The organism is Pedobacter sp. CG_S7 (assembly GCF_040544395.1).
Lineage (GTDB): Bacteria > Bacteroidota > Bacteroidia > Sphingobacteriales > Sphingobacteriaceae > Pedobacter.
The window spans coordinates 12,849-33,316 of record NZ_JBEONS010000019.1; the positions used below are offsets into that span (position 1 = coordinate 12,849).

The 20,468-nt window shown below is 35.9% G+C and carries 11 protein-coding genes and 1 pseudogene; 7 read left to right on the top strand and 5 right to left on the bottom strand.

Going from position 1 to position 20,468, the window contains the following annotated elements; all coding sequences use genetic code 11:
* Positions 1-14 precede the first annotated feature (14 nt).
* A complete protein-coding gene (locus AAKU52_RS11180) occupies positions 15-1,679 on the bottom strand; it encodes a PNGase F N-terminal domain-containing protein (RefSeq protein WP_354333408.1) in 1,665 nt (554 codons plus the stop codon).
* A gap of 175 nt (positions 1,680-1,854) precedes the next feature.
* Between AAKU52_RS11180 and AAKU52_RS11185 the strand changes: the two genes are divergently transcribed.
* Together AAKU52_RS11185 and AAKU52_RS11190 are read left to right on the top strand one after the other, a co-directional pair.
* The gene (locus AAKU52_RS11185) at positions 1,855-2,196 is read left to right on the top strand and encodes a HopJ type III effector protein (protein ID WP_354333410.1); all 342 of its coding nucleotides are present in this window, start codon (positions 1,855-1,857) and stop codon (positions 2,194-2,196) included.
* A 149-nt stretch (positions 2,197-2,345) separates the two neighbouring features.
* Complete coding sequence (locus AAKU52_RS11190; RefSeq protein ID WP_354333412.1) at positions 2,346-3,032, top strand: Crp/Fnr family transcriptional regulator; 687 nt, start codon at positions 2,346-2,348, stop codon at positions 3,030-3,032.
* 16 nt (positions 3,033-3,048) lie between these two features.
* Here the strand turns inward: AAKU52_RS11190 and AAKU52_RS11195 are convergent.
* The 3 genes and pseudogenes from AAKU52_RS11195 to AAKU52_RS11205 all read right to left on the bottom strand — a co-directional run.
* Positions 3,049-3,928: pseudogene (locus AAKU52_RS11195) on the bottom strand (IS256 family transposase); the annotation flags it as partial.
* Between the two features lie 148 nt (positions 3,929-4,076).
* A complete protein-coding gene (gene efp, locus AAKU52_RS11200) occupies positions 4,077-4,637 on the bottom strand; it encodes an elongation factor P (protein ID WP_354333414.1) in 561 nt (186 codons plus the stop codon).
* A gap of 211 nt (positions 4,638-4,848) precedes the next feature.
* Complete coding sequence (locus AAKU52_RS11205) at positions 4,849-5,313, bottom strand: hypothetical protein (RefSeq protein WP_354333416.1); 465 nt, start codon at positions 5,311-5,313, stop codon at positions 4,849-4,851.
* A 153-nt stretch (positions 5,314-5,466) separates the two neighbouring features.
* Between AAKU52_RS11205 and AAKU52_RS11210 the strand changes: the two genes are divergently transcribed.
* From AAKU52_RS11210 to AAKU52_RS11220, 3 genes are read left to right on the top strand one after another with little or no spacing between them, the layout of a single operon-like run.
* Positions 5,467-6,648, top strand: coding sequence for an MFS transporter (locus tag AAKU52_RS11210; protein WP_354333417.1), 1,182 nt, complete (start codon positions 5,467-5,469; stop codon positions 6,646-6,648).
* A gap of 9 nt (positions 6,649-6,657) precedes the next feature.
* Positions 6,658-7,878: an exonuclease SbcCD subunit D C-terminal domain-containing protein gene (locus tag AAKU52_RS11215; protein WP_354333419.1), complete on the top strand. Its 1,221-nt coding sequence runs from the start codon at positions 6,658-6,660 to the stop codon at positions 7,876-7,878.
* Positions 7,879-7,880: 2 nt separating this feature from the next.
* Complete coding sequence (locus tag AAKU52_RS11220) at positions 7,881-11,555, top strand: AAA family ATPase (protein ID WP_354333421.1); 3,675 nt, start codon at positions 7,881-7,883, stop codon at positions 11,553-11,555.
* 988 nt (positions 11,556-12,543) lie between these two features.
* Here AAKU52_RS11220 and AAKU52_RS11225 read toward each other — a convergent pair.
* Complete coding sequence (locus AAKU52_RS11225; RefSeq protein WP_354333423.1) at positions 12,544-14,457, bottom strand: ATP-dependent DNA helicase; 1,914 nt, start codon at positions 14,455-14,457, stop codon at positions 12,544-12,546.
* 206 nt (positions 14,458-14,663) lie between these two features.
* Here AAKU52_RS11225 and AAKU52_RS11230 point away from each other — a divergent pair, with 206 nt between their 5' ends.
* Both AAKU52_RS11230 and AAKU52_RS11235 read left to right on the top strand, forming a co-directional pair.
* Complete coding sequence (locus AAKU52_RS11230; RefSeq protein WP_354333425.1) at positions 14,664-17,021, top strand: ATP-binding protein; 2,358 nt, start codon at positions 14,664-14,666, stop codon at positions 17,019-17,021.
* A gap of 384 nt (positions 17,022-17,405) precedes the next feature.
* Positions 17,406-20,459, top strand: coding sequence for a SusC/RagA family TonB-linked outer membrane protein (locus AAKU52_RS11235; protein ID WP_354333427.1), 3,054 nt, complete (start codon positions 17,406-17,408; stop codon positions 20,457-20,459).
* Positions 20,460-20,468: the final 9 nt, after the last annotated feature.

Genomic DNA, 20,468 nt, shown 5'->3' on the forward strand with positions numbered 1-20,468 from the left:
ATCACTTTTTTGCATTAATTGTAAATCAAGCAACCCGACACATTCCAAAAACTAAAACTTGTTCCCTCAGGTTCTCCTTGGGGAATTTGAACTTTTATGGTGTGCTTCCCTGCTTTTAAATCACCTAAATTAATATAATTGGGATTAGTAACCGTTCCAGGGCACCAATTCGACCGGCTTAAATCTGATGAGGATAAACCATTCTTGAAATTTCCTGATACTGGATTATATAAACGGTAGGAGCCACAGTCTGTACGCCACGGGGTGAATTTAAATGCCATTTGTCCATCCAGAAAGATTTTATTTTCTTTAGGTACAAATTCATCTCCGTTGCCCCAACCTCCGTGCCCCGTTGTGATGTATCTCAGTTGAATGTTTTTAGTGTCTTCAGGTAAATTAAAAGTTACTTCTAAACCTTTCTCTTCGCTAAAGAAAGTAGCGTAATCTTGTCCCCCCATTTCCATCACATTTGTTGTGTTAAAAATAGGTAATACTTTTTTCGATGCCATTTTTGATTCACCGCCTGGATGAATGGTTAATTCCAAACTTACTTGATGTCCTCCTTTATCATAATTGCCTATATAAGTTCCGATATAAACTTCTTTCCCCGACATTACCGAAAGAAATTCTGAAACATCCTGACGGTAAATTACACTATCTTGCCAGGTTTTATTTTTCAATGTTACGCGTTTATTAAAATGATTTATCCCAAATGGTGTAAAAAACCGCATCAATTCATATACCGGAGAGTATCCATCTGTACGGATCATGCCAGGATATTGTTTGCCATTCCCATTTTCATATAAAGGCAATGTTTGCACTCCATTTTTCATCCCATCTAAGAACGTTTGCTTTTGGTCGACTGCAATCATAAAAACGGAACCTGTTCGGTCATATGCATCGCCATTAGATTTTTGAACTAATTCAACAAATGCCTGACTGCCATTTTTTATTTCAGGAACTTTCACCTTTCTAAGAATAACCGTTCCACTGGCAAATCTTAAAACACTATCAGATTTAGGTTGATCAATGAAGTTGATCAATTCATCTTTAAATATTGGAACCTGAATAAAACGACTTTTCCATACAGCGTCCTGATAAGTCAATCCATCTACGATATTCGAAAAATTAAGCTCACTCACGGTGGATGGTATACTTTTGATCTTTTCAATTTGGGTAGCAGTAATTTTTGAATTGCCATTTCGATTATACTCCAATACCAAACCTAAATTTTGACCTACTTCATTTGGTGCACCTTTTACAGATAAATCATTGGTGTACCATATTTCTATGGAGTTTGAGTTAATTGATGTAATTGCTTTTTTACAAGTATATCCTAATATTTTTCGCGTTCCATCTTTCAGCTCTAGAACATTTTTATTCAATATGTCAGCGTCAATGGTAGCTATCTCTTTACGAGCACTGAAATTGTAAATCCGATAATATAAGTCAGTTTGCTTACGATCAATATAAAAAGTTTCATAAGGATAGGAAGCCTTAGCTTCGCTAATTTTAGCTGATGTGATAACGGTTTGATCTTTATTAGTATAAACTAACAATGGATCTTGATTGGGTGTTACTTTATTATTATAACTGCTGGTATAGCTGATCTTATAAGAATGTTGAGCTGCTAATTGGAAAGATAAAATTGTAAAAAAAATAATAAAAATATATTTCATGAGTCGATTAGAATGTAACTTATATACTGCGTTTTTGTTGGCAACGAAAAAGAGTTTGAATTTACAAAATTTCTCCAATGGGAATGAAAAATTATCGAATAATAGCTATTATATTGCAACAGCAGACTTTTAACAGGTATTGCTATTTTTCATAACAAAACATACACGATTATCAATGAGGGATCAACTGATTACTTTAATAGCTGCTTTAAAAGCCAATTCAATTTCATTTAATGAAGTTATTACCTTTATAGAAACCTACCATCAATATCAACCAACAGCATTTAAAAATGGTGATATCTATAATGATGCGACACAAAATCAAGGAAGTGCAAAAGTATTTGCTTTTGCTAAAATAAATAACTTAAACGCAGAAGATACTCTTTATTTATTCGGAGAGCATTATCAGGCTGTGTTGACAAATCCGAATTCAATAGATCATCAAAATATCAGACAATTTATGGTTTATGGCTGGCGAGGGGTGGTACTGGAAGTTGAGGCTTTAATTTCGAAATAATAGGTTCTTTTGGAACCAAGCTGTGAGTGCTTTTATTAATCATTTTTAACTATAGATTTTGTTAGCTTAAATGGGAATAAGTATTAAATCTTTCTTAGCTTGCAATCCGTATATAATTATTATGTCTGCAAAATTCACATTAAAATTTAATGAAGAAAAGCGCTAATTGCAACCTGCAAACATGTTTTATGTGTCAGCTTGCCTTAAAAGAATGGAAGCCAGCCATTGATAGTCACCGTAAAAATTTTTCATTTAAAAAGGGTGAGCTTATTATAAAAGAGGGCGACCCGGTAAGCGGTGTGTATTTTATTTATTCTGGAAGTGTTAAGGTTCATAAAAAATGGGGAGAGAAGGATATTATTGTCCGCTTTGCTACTAAAGGGAAAATATTTGGGCATAGAGGCTTGGGGGTTAAAACTTCAATATACCCCATTTCCGCTACAGCATTAGAGTCTACTACGGTTTGTTTTATTAATAAAGAGTTCTTTCTAACTACCTTAAAAGTAAACCACGACTTTGCTTTCAATTTAATGATGTTTTATGCCGAAGACCTGCGTGAGTCTGAGGAGAAAATGAGAAATCTTGCATTAATGTCGGTTAAAAGTCGATTAGCGGTTACATTTTTTCACCTTAAGGATTTATATGGCCTGGATGAAAAAGGATGTATTAGTATAGACCTAAGCCGACAAGATCTTGCAGCCTTTACCGGTGCCACTTATGAGACTGTTTTTAGAATGTTAAACGAGCTTGTTAATGAAAAGTTTATCACTTTAATAGGAAAAAAGATCCATTTCAGTAACGAAGAAGGTTTAAAGAAACTGACAACCGAAGCCTAATGAAAGCAGTACACATCCCCCACTTCTGTTCGAATTCCAATAGTCTTTCATAGCCCTGTTCTTCGTTTACAGCTGTGTAGATAGGCTTAAGGTCGGCCATTACTGCTTTTCTATCTTTATCTGGCACACAGCGCATACTAGTTCTGATCTGATGAACAATGCACAGCTGAACCCTTGTTTTTGGAAATACAGCTTCGATAGCTTCTGGAAAACCTTTTAAGCCGTCAATACAGGAAATCAGGATGTCTTCCACGCCCCGCTGTTTTAAATCGGTAAGTACGGATAACCAGAACTTGGCACCCTCATTCTCTGAAGTGTAGAGGCCTAAGATATTGTATATCGCCCTGGTTTCTATTTGCCCGTTTACTTTTACTTTAAAGAACATGCAGTATAAAAAAAAGGGAAAAACTGCATCTAAAGGTCTGCTGCTCCACTCTTGAACTGCGGGGCACTGTCGTTTATGCGGGATATTTCTGTAGCAGAGATGTCCATCGCATACATTTCCTGTATATAATCCCGCATACCCCGGGTGCTCATGCCCCTGGCATACATGGAAAGGATATTGCCTTCTAGTTCTTCGGTAATGATTAGCTGTCGCTTTGGAACAATCTTTGGGTCAAAAAGTACCCAGACGGTCACGATTGCTCTCCAGCTCAAATTCACGCGCACTTAAGCTGCGAACAGTCTTTTTGTTTTGCCGTTCTTTCTGTTTGCAAACCCGGCAAGTTTACTCTCAGATAAATGATGATCCAGTTCCACAGCCATAATAGACTCCAAAAAGTGTTTCATCATCGTGGCTAGAACGCCATCGCTGCCCGTCATTTTTTGCCAGAATATAGTCCAGCAATTGCTTCTTTTTTGAAGCTTTCAAAATCGAATTCTTCTTCCGTTCTCATCGAAAATTGTGTTTAAAGGTTTAACGCTTTGACACAGTTCGTGGTACATACTATTAATAAAAGTAAAGCCCTGATAACTAAAAATTACCAAGGCTTTACTTTTTGTTTTTTTAACATCCTTTGTCGGAGTTGTAAAATAGGAAATTAATTATTTCACACGTTCAACATATTCTCCTGTGCGTGTATCTACCTTTACTTTATCACCTTGGTGCACAAATAATGGCACCTTTATTTCTACTCCAATTTCTGTTGTCGCATATTTCTGTGCGCCAGAAGAAGTATCGCCTTTAACAGCTGGTTCAGCATAAGTAATTTCTAGCTCCACGAAGTTTGGTGCCTGAGCCATAATAGGTTCTTCACTCTCAAAAGAAACTATTACATCCATTCCCTCTTTCAAGAATTTTGCAGACGGACCGAACAATGCCTTAGAAACGTTGAACTGATCAAAAGTAACATTATCCATTACCACAAAATAATCACCTTCTTCATATAGGTATTGAAAATCATTCGTTTCTACACGGCAAATTTCTACTTGCTCATCAGTTCCCAAACGAGCCTCTACAATTTTTCCAGTATTAATATTACGAAATTTACCTAAGTAGAATGCCCCACCTTTACCTGGTGTACGGTGTACGAATTCAGTAACTGTAACCAGTTCGCCGTTGTAACGTAAAATATTTCCCACTTTAGTTTCAGATGCCTTTGCCATAAAAATATAATTGTAAAAATTTGATCCCAAAGATAGACGCTTTTTTGTTTATTCATAATTGAATCTTATAAAATAACGCTTTCAGTAGTTCTTTATTTTTGCCATTAAGTGTTATAGCCAAAAATTGAACAGGTTGTCATTGATGTGGTCTTAGGCAAGAGTAAGGAGTATTTAATACCTTAAGAAATCCAATTTCTAAATTAAATTATCTTTAAAAAAGATCATTTAAAGCAGTATCAAGTTTTTTAATGTCATTTTTAAATTCAGCCTGAAAAACTTTGTTTTTAATTGACAAAGAATCACCGAATGTTTTTAATTCAGATTCAAACTCACTATATTTTTGGTTTAATATATTCTTCTCTTTTTTAAGCTTCATTTCCGCGTTATTTAGGTCATTATTTAACCTTTCCCTATCCTTGGCATTTGCCTTTGCAGCCTTTACTCTAAGGACCTGTACCCTTTTTTCCATTACTGCTATTGAGCTGTCTGCATCCTGCTTAAAATTTTTCCATTCGGCAGTTGTTTTTTCTTTAACTTCCTTATTAGATGCATTTACTGCTTCTTTAATGTTAGTTTTCGCATCTTTTGCATGTTGTTGAGACTCTTCCCCACAACTAACAATAAGTGAGGCTATCATCAAGCCTGATACTATTGTATACCCTATTGTTTTTTTCATTATATAAACATTTTTATTAAGCTATGAACTTACTGTTTAATCAATTAATGTGCCTGTAATTTGAAAATTGCTGTCAGTTGGGATATTTATTATAGCTTTAGCTATTCTACCTCATGATAGCTTCATGAATTTTTAAATACAAATTATATTTTAATGAAAACAAAACAAGGGGTTAATAGTAATTTATTGTTAATCATTATAGCTTACCTCGCTTTTATTAGTCTTGGGCTTCCAGATGGGTTACTAGGAATATCCTGGCCATTTATAAGTGGAAAACTCGGTGTACCATTAGACGCTTTAGGTGTTTTATTAATCAGTTTTGTAGCAGGTTATCTTTCTACCAGTACTACAAGTGGTAAAATACTCAGAATTATACCAATAGGATTGCTATTGGCAATAAGTTGCAGTATCACCGGGCTGAGTTTACTGGCATTTGCTTATTCATCGCATTGGTTCCTTGTAATAATTGCTTCTTTCTTTCTTGGTTCTGGTGGCGGAGCAATTGATACTTCTATAAATGTCTTTGCAGCTTCAAGATTTAGTGCCAGTGTAGTTAATTGGCTTCATGCATTCTATGGTATTGGCGCAACTTCAGGGCCTTTTATCATCACATTGATGCTGTTGAATGGTCAGGAATGGTACCATGGGTATATAGCAGTAGGGATCGTTCAAATTTTACTCGCTTTTATTTTTTTAATAACCTTAAAATATTGGAAGACAACTGCTGTGGATGAAGTACCACATCTTTCTGGATCCTATGGCGAAGCTTTTCGGTTGCCTTTAGTTTGGATCAATATTTTCATTTTCTTTTTATATACCGGGCTTGAAATAGGCGTAGGCCAATGGATCTTTACGGTATTAACAGAATCCAGGAGTTTAAGTGCTACTCAAGCCGGACTATGGACAAGTGCTTATTGGGGAAGTTTAACGGCTGGTCGCATTGTTTTTGGATTTGTTCTTACCAGGATTCCAGTTCATAAGGTTATCGTATTTGCATTAATAGGTGTAGTAACCGGAACGTTTTTACTCGCTATAAATCAAAGTCATTTTCTTAACCTTACTGGAATAATATTGATTGGGGTAGCAAATGCTCCAATTTTCCCCTGTCTGATTTCCATTACACCTCTTCAGGTAGGTGTAAAACATTCAGCTAATGTCATAGGATTTTTAATCTCAGCAGCTATGATTGGGGGAGCTATACTTCCCTGGTTTTCTGGGTACTTGACTGTTTATTTCGGTTGGGAAATCATTCCATTAATGTATCTTATTGAAGCTGTTCTTTTATTGACTCTTTATTCGGTTTCAAGGTTACCATTTATAAAAAACAATAAATAACGTGATTGTATGAAAATACTCCATACCGCCGATTGGCACCTCGGAAAAAAACTGGAGCAACAGGAGCGCACAGAAGAACATCAGCAATTTCTAAATTGGCTTATTGATCAACTTAATATTGAAAAAATTGATGTTTTAATAATTGCCGGAGATATTTTTGATACGGGTACACCTTCAAATACTGCTTTACAACAGTATTACCGGTTTTTAAGTAATGTAAAAAACACTTGTTGCAGGGAAGTTATCGTAATTGGCGGTAACCATGACTCAGTAAGCACACTGGATGCACCAAAAGAACTGCTTAAATATTTTAATGTTCATGTAATTGGTGGTGTGCCAGACGTATTTACCGATCAGATTATTGAAATCGCTGATGCTCACGGCAAGCTCGAATTGGTTGTTTGCGCAGTTCCGTTTTTAAGAGATAAGGACATCCGTCTTTCTATTTCTGGAGAGACGAGCGACGAAAGACAGGAGCGCATCAGAGCGGGAATAGGGAATCACTACCATCGTTTCGTTGAGCATGTTACATCACATAAGCTAAATGGTATTCCAGTTATTGCTACAGGTCACCTTTTCGCAGCTGGCGCCAGTACTTCCGATAGTGAAAAAGAAATTCATGTCGGTAACCTTGGACATGTGGGTGGTGATCAGTTCCCTATAGAATTTGATTACATCGCCCTTGGTCACATTCATCGTCCTCAGGTAGTGAATAAAATGGAACATATCCGTTATTCAGGTTCACCAATTCCATTAAGTTTTTCAGAGAACGATGACTTGAAGCAAGTCGTAATCCTTGAATTTATTCATGGGAAATTGACCCAGATGGTAGCTCACGAAATACCTTGCTACAGAAAGTTAATCCGTATAAAGGGCGATCTTGAAAATGTTAAAAGTAAAATCCTGCTGCTGAAAGATTTACAATTGAAATATCCTTCGTGGGTTGAGGTTCAAGTTGTAACTGATGCTACAATAACCGATTTAGAGGAGCAGTTGAGCTTAATTATTCAGAAAAAACCTTTTATTGAAAGGTTTTTTCTAAGACAGGTGAAATTGAAGCCGGTGCAAAATCTTGATCAGCTGGCTGAAGAAGCACTCGCCTTACAAGACCTTGATCCGAAATCTGTATTTATAAAACGCTGTGAGGCTGAATATCCTGATCAGGATTATACCGATCTACTGGAGAGTTTTAATGAGGTGATGGAACAAATGGCACAAAAGGAGCAATAAGGATGAAAATATTAAGTGTTAAGTTTTTAAATATTAACTCTCTTAAAGGGGAGCATGAAATACGTTTTGATCAGCCACCCTTTTCAGATGCTGGATTGTTTGCAATTACTGGTCCTACAGGTTCTGGTAAAACAACTATTTTGGATGCCATCACTGTTGCTTTATATGGAGAAGTTCATCGCCATGAAAAAGATGTAAAAGAAATAATGTCAAGGCATACCGGCGAATGCTATTCGGAGGTGGAGTTTGAAGTTAAGGAGAAAATATACCGTGCCAAATGGTCTGTTGCCAAAGCTAGAAGAAAGCCTGATGGAAAATTCCAATCTGAAAATATGGAACTGGCTGAGGTGGCCACCAATCATATTATTTGTGGTCATCCTCTTACAAAAACAAAGCAAGCTATTGTAGCGCTTTGTGGCTTGGATTATAATCAGTTCTTGAGGTCTGTCATCTTATCCCAAGGTGATTTTACCAAATTTTTAAAAGCTAACGATAACGAACGCAGCGAATTACTCGAAAAAATAACCGATACGGCAGTCTATACTGAGATCTCTAAATTTGTTTTTGAAAAGGAAAAAGTAGAAAAGGATCTTTGGAATAAATATAAAGCAGAGCTATCAGGAGTGGAATTACTTTCTACAGAAACACTAAATATACATACGCAGCGCTTACTTGAGCTGAATAGGGAGCTAGTAACAATTAAAACTCAGCAAGAGTTGGTTACACGTAAAATTCAATGGATTAAAGATTTAGAAAAACTGAAGCATAAAAAGCTGGAAATAACTACAGATCTTGATAAAAAGAAAGAATTATACGATGCTAATAATGTTGGTTTTGGCCGCTTAAAGCAACACCTTAAAGCAATAGTTTTTAAGCCTGAGTTAGTGGCTATAAATCACTTGCAAAAACAGGCTTCAAACTTAGAAATCACTATTGATGCCTTAAATAAACAGCTTCCTTTACTGTCTGCAAATGCTGCATCTGCAAAAGATCATTATGATGCAGCTAAAGTGATTGAGGAGCAGGCACGTTTAAAACTGGATAATACAGAACCTATTCTTGAAAAGGTAATCCTACTGGATGCAGAAATCAATAACCTAAAATTACGGGAGGCTGCAGCAAAAATTAAATTTGAAAAAACAACAAATGCGGTAGTGCTGCTACAAGAATCAAAAATCTCAAAAGCTGGTGTAATGCTAAGGCTAAAACAGGAAATTGAAAATCTTGAAACTTGGTTAAAAGAAAATGACCTGGATAAAGAATTGGAAAAACAACTACTGGTTTTTAAACAACAGCATAAAGCGTTCGAACACGCTAATACCTTAATTAATTCAACTGAAAATGAACAACTAGACTATAAAGAAAAGTTAACAGCAGAAATTAATCTTATAGCAGAAAGCGTTAAGGTTCTTGTACAGCTTGAGGAAGAACTCGCCAACAATCAAGAAACCTATAAAGCATTACATGATAAGTTAGAAGGTTATGAATCTAAAGACATGGATGCGATAACAACTGAATTGGATCAGCTTCCTGCATTAATCAATAATTACGAGAAACAATTTAAATGCGCAAATGAGCTGATCAAATTCAACTCAGCTGAAAAATTACACCATACGCTAATTATTGAACTGCAAGAATCTTTTGAACAGCTAACTAAGGAAATGGAGACTCTAAAGGTTAATAAAGAAGCCGCTGACCTACATTATGTCGATTTAAAAGATGCTGTAGCACTGGAGCAACGTATTCAGAATTATGAAGAAGCAAGGTTTAGTCTGGAACCTCAAAAACCTTGTCCTTTATGCGGTGCATTAGATCATCCTTTTGCTGAATCAGAATATAAAGGGCATTTAACCATCGCCGAGAAAAGAAGAAAAGATCAGGAATTGCATATAAAGGAATTACACGAGTTACTGGTCGATAAAAACGCTGCAGTTAATAAATTTTCCTACGAATTGAATAGTAAAAATCAGGAACTGATTACGCTTCAAACGAATCAGCAGACTTTGGTAAAACAGTTTGAAGAAACAAATCTATTATTTCAGGTGCCTTTAGACATCGAAAAACCGGAAGATATTTTGTCGTTCATCTCTGTGAAAAATGAGCAACAGCGAAAGCTTAAAGCGCTGATCCTGGAATTGAGAACCCTTAAAAATCAAATTGACACTGCCAAAGGTGTGATATCGGCTAAAAGAGAAGCTATTTTAAAGTTAACTACACAAGCGGAGTTGGCCAATCAAAGAGAGATAAATATTAAATCTCATTTGGAACGAGTTGCTGCTGTAATGGAGGAGGCAAAGCAAAACAAAGCTGCTAGCAACAAGCTAATCGACCTGCTGTTGGCCCCTTATCAAATTGATTTTGATTTTCATGCAAGTGAAGAAATAGGAATAAGGCTAACTGAGCGTTGGGAAAAGTATAGTCAATCCTTAAAGGACCATCATAAATTAGTTAATCATTTTACTCAAATTGAAGCAGAATATGGTGGGGTGGTAGAAGCCATAAATGTTAAATCAAAAGATTTAACTGAAGCCAAGGAAGCGTATGATACAGAATTTAATTTACTTCAGCAGAATAAAGCACTTCGTTTTACCGCTTTTGAAGACAGAGATCCTCTACAAATCCGTCTACAGCTAAAAGCCGCCATTGTAACAGCTATCACCTTAAAAGATTCCCTGTTTATTCAGTTACAGGAAAAGGAATCACTCGAGAAAGCTGCAACATTGAGGTTGAATACGGCTATTCCTGAATTGCAGGAACTGCTCGAACAGTTGGCTCAACTTAAACTTTCCCTCACCGAAAAGCTTATAAAAGAAGAGATATTTACCATTGATGGTTTAATTTTGCATTTCTTACCAGAGGCAGAATTCCAGGAGTTATTGAAATTGGAACAAACGATTAATGCTGATATCATAGGACTAAAAAAACTATTGCAAAGAACTTTGTTAGAGGAGGGAATAGAAATAGCAAAAAACTTGTCGATTGAAGTTGAGCAGGAATTAACTGACTTAATGGAAAATTTAGAAACTGGCATGTCTTTATTAAATCAGGAAATCGGCGGACTAAACATCACATTGGCACAAGATGAAAAGTTTAAAATAAAGTATGCTGATTTAACCAGTCAAATAGACCTGCAGAAAAAAGAATTTGAGAAATGGGAGAAGCTTTCTTATCTTATTGGTTCTGCAGATGGCAAAAAATTCAGGCGATTTGCACAGGGATTAACTTTAGCTCGGTTAACAGATTTAGCTAATTGTCATCTATTGAAGTTAAGTGACCGCTATCAGATCTTAACTAGCAAAGAAAACACTTTAGAACTGTTTATTATTGACGGTTATCAGGCAGACGCGGTAAGATCAATGGCATCTTTGTCTGGTGGGGAAAGCTTTTTAGTAAGCCTTGCCCTAGCCCTAGGACTTTCTGATCTGGCTAGCCGTAAAATTCAAATCAATTCTTTGTTTATTGACGAAGGCTTCGGTACTTTGGATGCTGATACTTTAGATTTGGCAATCTCTGCCTTAGAGAGCTTACAGGCTAAAGGCAAGACTATTGGCATTATTTCTCATGTGGAGGCATTGAAAGAACGTATAGGTACACAAATACAAATTACTAAACAACCAGGTGGTTCAAGCAAAATTAACGTGATGAGTTATATGAAGCCTATTCCTTATATTTCTTAATAAGTTCGATTAAGTACCTTTTTTCTGAGTGTAGGGTATTCAAATAAAGAGTTGATTAGCTCCGCAAAAGCCAGAGTAATAGCTAATGCAAAAAATTAAAGAGTTTTATTTCCGATTCCTCAAAATGAAATAGATGCCAACAAATGATGTGATAATGCTACTAAAAAACAAGCAGTTTATGAGGACAACAAAATTACACCAACTACAGGGAAAAGCTTAGCCTCTTCTTTTAAAGGAAAGATTTCTGGTGGAAATGATGAACTTTTTAACGAACATTTTGGTGCAAGGTATGCCAGAAAAGTCGATTGGAAATTAGTTTCTTTAAGTACTGATAGTACCTGGTGCCTATATAACTTAGCCTTCGATCAGAACGAAACAAAGGATGTGGCAAAATCTAATCCTAAAAAGGTGGCTCAATTGGAAAGTTTATGGCAAGTGTGGGCAAAAACGCATCAGGTTTTCCCGAAGCCTAACCAATAATATATCCTTTAATAAAAATAAATTGATTAAAAAAAAAAGGCTCAAATATCCTTCAAGGGTGTTTGAGCCTTTTTTGTTTTAATTAACGATAAGATTCATTTCACAAGCTTGCCATTTAAAAATATAATAACTTAAAATTACATTCCAGTTTCGATTACAGAGCTCTTCAAAACACCCAACTGGAAGGATATTAAAGGTGATAAAAATAAGAATGCCCCAATATTTCCAAACCGATTTCAGGAACTTTAAACAGCAATGTAAACCCTATTGAGTGGTAGGTCGTTGGTAGGTCCTTGCTAGGTCATTGGTAGGTCCTTGCTAGGTCAAAAGACGAACGAAAGACCTAGCAAGGACCTGCCAAGGATAAACTGAAATCCACAGACCTTTATATGAACTGCAGATAAACACTAAATCATGAGAAATCGCTTATTAAATAGGAATGGCTTTTTCAAAAACAGCATGAGTAACTAAGGCATACAACTGGAAACAGAACAGCTAAATCACTTGTTTAAAACAACTGTAAAGTAACTACTTGCTGCGGTCCTGAGGGCGAATGTGCCTTAGTATGGATCTGTGCTCTATGTTTGCTGATCCAGGAGGGATAGTCTTCAGTTTTAATTGATTCTTTTAATAAATCCGAAGCAAATTGCATTAGAGAAATCCTGTTTTCGATAATTTGCCGGTATTTTTGCATTAAATGTTGTGTTTGCTGCTGAAGTTTGTTTTTCGGTTTGATCCTGATGTTTTTTATAACTGGGTTTAAAAGCAGCACCGTTAATTCTTTAGTAAAATAAACCACTGCTGATTCTATTCTGATTTGTAACAACTGCTGCTCTTTAAAACTATTCTTTTGGTGCAATTGATTTACTTGTGTTTTGAAGCGTTCTGCTAAAGTAAGCAGGGCAGCAACTGATTTGTTGAGTTGTGAAAGTAGCATTTTGAATTCTGGGAGATTTGCCTTGACAACCTCAGGATTAGAAATAATAGGCGCTAACCCATCAAGTAAATTATGGAAAGAAAAATAACCTAAAACCAGCTGAAGAATAAACTTCTCCTGTGCAATGACAAGTATTTCTTCCAGTTCATCTTCTTTTGCAGGGTTCATATAATTGATAACCTCTGCGTTTGACCTTAAGCTCTCGGTGCTGATTTTAGACTTTAGAATGAGTCCGTTAAGGGTTCTTACACGACTTAAAGCCACATATACTTGGCCTGCTACAAATGATTTGCCGGCATCTATAATGGCGCTGTCGAAGGTTAAACCCTGACTTTTGTGAATGGTTACCGCCCAGGCTAGTTTAATTGGGTATTGAGAGAGTTCACCAACCTGCTGTTGTATAATAACCTGTTCAGGATCTGTTCTGTATTCAAATGATTGCCAGGAAGTTTTTTCAAGCAGTAAATCATCCTCCTGTGGAAAGGAGATGTAGATTTCGTTCGCATTGATTGATTTGACCTTTCCAATCTTTCCGTTATAGTACTTTCTATTTTCGCCAGTATCATTTTTAATGAACATGACTTGTGCACCTTCCTTAAGTTTTAAGGTCTGCTCTGCCTGAAGGCCAAGTTCCCTGAATTCACCATTTACTTCACCCTCAAAAACGTATTCAACACCCGCAAGTTCATCTAGTTTTTCTTTATTAATGGCGTTGGCTTCTGCATTGTGAGAAGTGATAATGATGGGATTTAATTCCGCTGTGGCACTAAAAAGCGGATCAAATCTTTTATTTAATAACGTTAATCCCTTTTCATTGATTTGATTATTTCTAATGTCGTTCAAAATAGTAATGAATTCTGGTTCGGTTTGCCGGAATACTTTACTCAGCTCAATTTGTAAAAGTGGGTTTCGGCGAATGACAAGGGCTTCAAAAAAATAAGAGGAGGCATAGGCAGTACTTAAAAAAGCCCAGTCTTCTCTTTTTGTCACAGGGGGTAATTGAAAAAGATCTCCAATCAGTAGTATTTGCACGCCACCAAAAGGAGTATTGTTGTTCCTCGTTGAACGAAGAATGGCGTCAATGGCATCTAGTAAATCGCACCGTACCATCGATACCTCATCAATCACCAGTAATTCTAACTCATAAAAAAGGTTTAACTTTTCTCTGCTATAGCTTAGATCAGCAACCAATGATGAAATGGAGGAAATCCCCGATTGCAGGTTTTCCAAACTGATGTCTCCGGGGAAAAAGGAGCGGGGGGGCAGCTGAAAAAAAGAATTAATAGTTGTGCCTTTAGCATTCATTGCGGCCACACCAGTAGGTGCAAGGATCACCATTTTCTTGGAACTGGTTTCCTTGATTCTTTTAAGCAGCGTGGTTTTTCCTGTGCCTGCCTTTCCGGTAAGAAATATATGCTGATTGGTAGAGTCTATGAAAGATATAACCCTGTCAAAAATAGTATAAGAAGAATTGCCATTTCTCATGCCGCAAATTTAATCAATATATTCATTCCACGTTTTACCATTGTTTTTTAATCGCCTCTGAATTCATTAAAATACATTTATTTTTCCTAATGAAATTAATAAGATCATTCTCTTACAGATGTAAGCTTAATAATCATTTTCCATGAATGATTTAAATTTTCAGAGAATAATAAAACAATAGGGTTTTTTTTTATTTTTACATGATAATGTATACTAAACGAATCTTTCATTTTTTCTTATTCCTATTTTTTATTTCTTTTACTAATGGTTTTGCTCAACAAAAATCAGCTGTACCTAAAGCATTAAAAGGGATTATAGATTTGCGTGAAAATTCATTCAAAGATCAAATACCGCTGAATGGTGAATGGGTTTTTTATTGGAAGCAATTTGTTAATCCAAATGAAATTGATCGTAAAGGTAGTGAATTGGTAAATTTTCCATTTAGGTGGACTGATAAGCAGTTGGACGGAAAAGAATTTCCCTCATTTGGTTATGCTACTTATAAGCTTACGGTATTGCTGCCTCCAAATACAGGCCCTTTATGGATGTTAATGCCTGATACTTATTCCGCTTACCGTTTATTGATTAATGATAAACTTGTTGCTTCCAATGGTAAAATCAGCACATCAGAAAAGGGATTTATACCTTATTGGCAAAATAAAGCATTTGATTTGCCTGAAAGAATTGATACACTTAAAATAACCTTGCAAATAGCAAATTTTGTACACAGTAAAGGGGGAATTTCAAATCCTATTTTAATTGGACAGAAGGAGCAACTTGTGGTAAAGAAGCAAGTGACGGATGCCATAGATTTGCTGTTAACAGGTTGTTTGCTAATGGGTGGATTCTTTTTTCTTGGATTGTACCTTGTAGGTAACCGGGATAAAGCCATTTTGTTTTTTGCACTATTCTCAATTCTTTACAGCTATAGGATTATAGGATCCGATAATTATGTTTTACATTCCATTTTCCCTAATATCAACTTTTATATTACGATACGTTTAGAATATATCAGCTTATACCTGGGGATTGGTTTATTTGGCCTTTATACTCGGTATTTATATCCAGAAGATACTCATAAAGTTATACTGTATGTCATATTTTCTGTTTGTTTTTCTTTTGCAATTTTGTCTTTGTTTTTATCCCCATACTATTTTACGCAATTGTTGAAACCCTTTTTATTGGTTACAATTTTTTACATGGTTTATGTGCCTTTTGTCTATATCCTTGCTTATGTTAGAAAGCGGCCAGGTTCTATTTACACATTATTAAGTTCCCTCTCCTTAATGTCGGCCTTTATCATTTCATTATTGCATTACTGGAATTTAACGCCACCCAATCAAGCACTAAGTTTTGCTTGTTACATCAGTTTTTTCTTTCTGCAGTCCTTGATATTGTCGCATAGAGTGTATTCTTCTTTAAAACAGGCAAGAATTCAGGCCGAGCAAGGTTTATTAGCAAAGAGCGAATTTTTAAGTACAATGAGTCATGAGATCCGAACGCCATTAAATGGTGTTATCGGTATGAGCCACTTGTTATTAAAAAATAATCCTCGTCATGACCAGATAGAACAATTGGATGTAATGTTATTTTCAGCAAATAACTTATTGGCAATAGTAAATGATGTTTTAGATTACAGTAAAATTGAAGCAGGAAAAATTTCTTTTGAGCATATTGAAATGGATATTTCAGTTATTGCCAGAAATATTGTAGCCGGTTTACAAAATGCAGCCTCAGACAAAAATATTGGTCTGAAACTGCATGTGGACGAAACGTTAAAGAACAAGGTTATGGGAGACCCCACAAGAATTTCTCAAGTGATTACTAATTTAGTACACAACGCAATAAAATTCACAAAAGTTGGCCTTGTTCAAGTAAATATTAGTGTACGGGAGCAAAGTGAAACAATAGTAAAACTGAATATCGAGGTTAAGGACACAGGTATTGGCATATCTAAAGAAAAACAGAAGCTGATTTTTGAAAGGTTTACACAGGCAGATTCTTCAACTTCAAGAGCTTTTGGTGGTACCGGCCTTGGTTTGGCCATTTCTAAACGAATTTTAGAACTGCAAGAGTCAACTTTATCATTGCGGAGTGAAGAGGGTATAGGCTCTAATTTTTATTTTACGAAAAATTTTGAAAAAAGCATAAAATCACTTCATAAGCAAAACGTTGTAATGGTAGCACAAGTGGATAGTCAAATGCTCGCCAATGTTCCTATTTTATTGGTAGAAGATAACTTGATCAATGTACTTGTTGCGAAAAAATACTTGGAACAATGGGGTGCTACAATTGATACTGCGCACAATGGATTAGAAGCTTTAAATATGCTGAATATTACCAAACATAAACTAATATTAATGGATTTACACATGCCGGTAATGGATGGTTATGAAGCTTCAAGAAGAATGCGTGCAGCTGGAGTTACTTTACCTATTATTGCACTTACTGCAAATTTACCAGAAGAAATAGAAGAATTGATAAAAAATGCAGGTATTAATGATTGTGTAATAAAGCCATTTCTGCCTGATGAATTGTATAGGAAAGTATTGCATTATTTGTAATAGCTATATTGTTCTGATAGTTTGATTTCTTTCGAAAAAAAATATACTCCAATAAAAATAGATTTACTAAAGTGAAAGCTTTAGGTTTTTATTTCGTAATAAAATTGAGCGGTATTACGCAAACGTTTGCGTAAAAATATGCTTTTTTAAAATTCAATTCTAATTTCATATCTATACCTTGGTTCAAAGTTCTAACCATGCCTAATGCTTATGAAGCATAGTTGAATAGCCAAATATTTTTATAAACTAATCAGCAAGATTTAAATTGGATGAAGGCCCCTTCAAACAATGCTACTTTTAACATGAAAATGTTTTTATGTTAAACCACAAGCCTAAATTATGCCCTTTCTATTCGGATCAGGGTTAAAAAATCAAATTAAACGTATGAAAAAAAGAATTACATTATTAATTGCATTCCTTGCTATGAATTTATTTGTTGTCTTTGGACAAGATTTACAGGTAAAGGGAGTTGTAAAGGATGCCCAGGGAGAACCATTACCGGGTGTGTCGGTAAAGTTAAAGGGTACAAAAGTAGGGACGAGTACCGCTATAAATGGATCTTTTGTGCTTTCAGCTCCAGCTACTGGTATTTTGGTTTTTCAAAGTGTTGGTTTCATCGCCAAAGAACAACCGATTAATAATAGTAAAGAGATTACCGTGACCTTAGCGTCAGACAATACTAACCTTAGTGAAATTGTAGTAATTGGGTATGGTTCTGTAAAGAAAAGTGACATTACCGGTTCCGTCTCTTCCATCAGTTCTAAAGACATCAAGGCCACGCCCGCTGCATCTCTTTCACAAGCAATTCAAGGCAGGGCTGCCGGTGTAAGGGTTTCACAATCTTCTAATGCCCCTGGTGGTGGCATGAATATTCGTATCCGAGGAGGTAATTCTATCCAGGGTGGCAATGAGCCCCTGTATGTTGTTGATGGGTATCCTCTTTATAATGAGAATGGGCCAAGTATTAATCCTAATGATATAGAAACAATGGAGATTCTGAAAGATGCTTCTGCTGCTGCTATCTATGGTTCCAGAGGTGCAAATGGGGTAATCATTATCACAACAAAAAGGGGTAAAGCTGGAGCTAGCAAAATACAGTTAGAAACCTATTATGGTACACAATCACTGTTGAAAAAACTTGACCTGTTAGATGCATCTCAATTAGCTACCATGATTAATGAAGGTCTTGCAAATGTAAATCAGGACAATATTGGAAGGACGGGTTTTCCTAAACCTTTAACTTATACCGATGCACAAATTGCTGCTTTTGGTAAGGGTACCGACTGGCAGGACGAGATCTATTCTTCTGCTCCTATTCAAAATTACCAATTGACTTTTACTGGAGGAACAGATAAATCACAATATGCTGTGGCAGGTAATTATTTTGATCAAAAAGGTATTGTTTCTAATTCCGGGTTTAACAGGGGCTCTGTCCGTTTAAATTTAGATCAACAGATTTCAAGTAAGTTCAAATTAAGCAATAGTCTTACGGTAACTAATAGTGAAGCAAATTCTGTTGCCACTGACGGAGATGGCGGCGGCGGGGCAGGTGTTATTTATAGTGCCTTATTTTTCTCCCCAACTATTCCTGTTTATGATGCACAAGGCCAATATACCTTAAATAACAGACCTGGATCAATCCTGATAAGTAATCCTTTAGCTCTTGCTAACGAACGTACAAATATTGATTTAAAGACCCGTTTATTGGGTAATATTTCTGGTGAATATCAAATTATTGATGGCTTAAGCTTTAAAACCATGTTTGGTGCAAATATGGCTTTTAATAAAACAAATTTCTATTTGCCAAGAACTGTTTATGCTGGTTTGGCTAATAATGGTAGGGCAGAAGTGTCTACTTCAAGGTATTTTGAATGGTTAAATGAGAATACTTTGAACTATAAAAAAGTGATTTCTAAGGTACATAGTTTTAACCTGCTAGTAGGATATACCTTTCAAAATGCAGATTATGAAGATGTGCGCGCCAGTGGACAAAATTTTGCCAGCGACATTCTAACTTTTAATAATTTGGGTGCTGCTCAGCAAACTAATACCAGTGGCTCTGGTTCTTACGATTGGAGTCTGCGTTCTTACTTAGGCCGACTAAATTATGATTTGAGCAACAAATACTTGTTCACTTTTTCAGGCAGGTTTGATGGTTCTTCGAGGTTTGGTGATGATAAAAAATATTCCTTCTTCCCATCTGGATCGGTTGCGTGGCGCATATCTAATGAAGCATTTATGAGCAATGTAAAAACTTTAAGTGATTTGAAAATTAGAGCAAGTTATGGGGTTACTGGAAACCAGGAAATTGGCCAATACCAATCATTAGGTGCACTGCAAACGGACAGTTATAACTTCGGAAATGTGATCAATATTGGTTATGCCCCAAGTCGTATTGCTAATCCAAATCTAAAATGGGAGACAACTGCCCAAGTAAATATTGGACTTGATGTTGGACTATTTAAAAACCGTGTAACTTTAACTATTGATTGGTATCAAAAGAAAACCAAAGACCTTTTGTATAATGTGTCTTTGCCAATTACATCAGGTTATTCTACATCCCTGCAAAATATTGGAAAAGTTAAAAATGAAGGTATAGAATTCTCTATTAATACAGTGAATTTAAATGGCGCTTTTCAATGGAATACTAACTTCAATATTTCTTATAACAGGAACGAAATACTTGATTTGGGAGCTGTAACTGGTGATATACCATCTGGGGGAGCAAGTGGACACTTACAGTTAGGAAACTCTGGAATCCTGCGTGTTGGTCAGCCGATTGGTGTTTTTTATGGTTTAGTAACCGATGGCATCTTCCAAAATGCAGCAGAAGTTGCTTCATCTGCACAAAAGACAGCTAAACCAGGAGAAAGAAGGTATAAAGATTTAAATGGTGATGGGGTAATTAATTCTTCAGACCGCGAAATATTGGGGCATGCACAGCCAGATTATACTTTCGGTTTTACAAATAACTTTTCTTACAAAGGTTTTGATTTAGCTGTATTTATTCAGGGTGTGGAAGGTAATAGTATATTTAATTTAAACAGATTTGAACTGGAGTCACTAACTGGTAACAGCAACAATTCTAAAAGCGTGCTTGATAGATGGACACCTACAAATCCAAGCAATACCATTCCACGTGCCAGCTCTGCAGGTTCTCCATACCAGGTTACCAGCAGACAAATTGAAGATGGCTCCTATATCCGTTTAAAAAACATACAATTGGGCTATAATTTCAGTCCGCAATTGCTTAAAAGAATCAAACTTTCCAATGCCAAGATCTACATCAGTGGACAGAATCTTTTAACGAAAACAGAATATTCAGGATATGATCCTGAAGTAAGTCGCTTTGCACAGGACAACTTAAGCCAGGGTACAGATTATGGCAGTTATCCTTCTTCAAAAATGTTTCTGATAGGTGTTAATATTGGTCTATAAAAAAAGTTA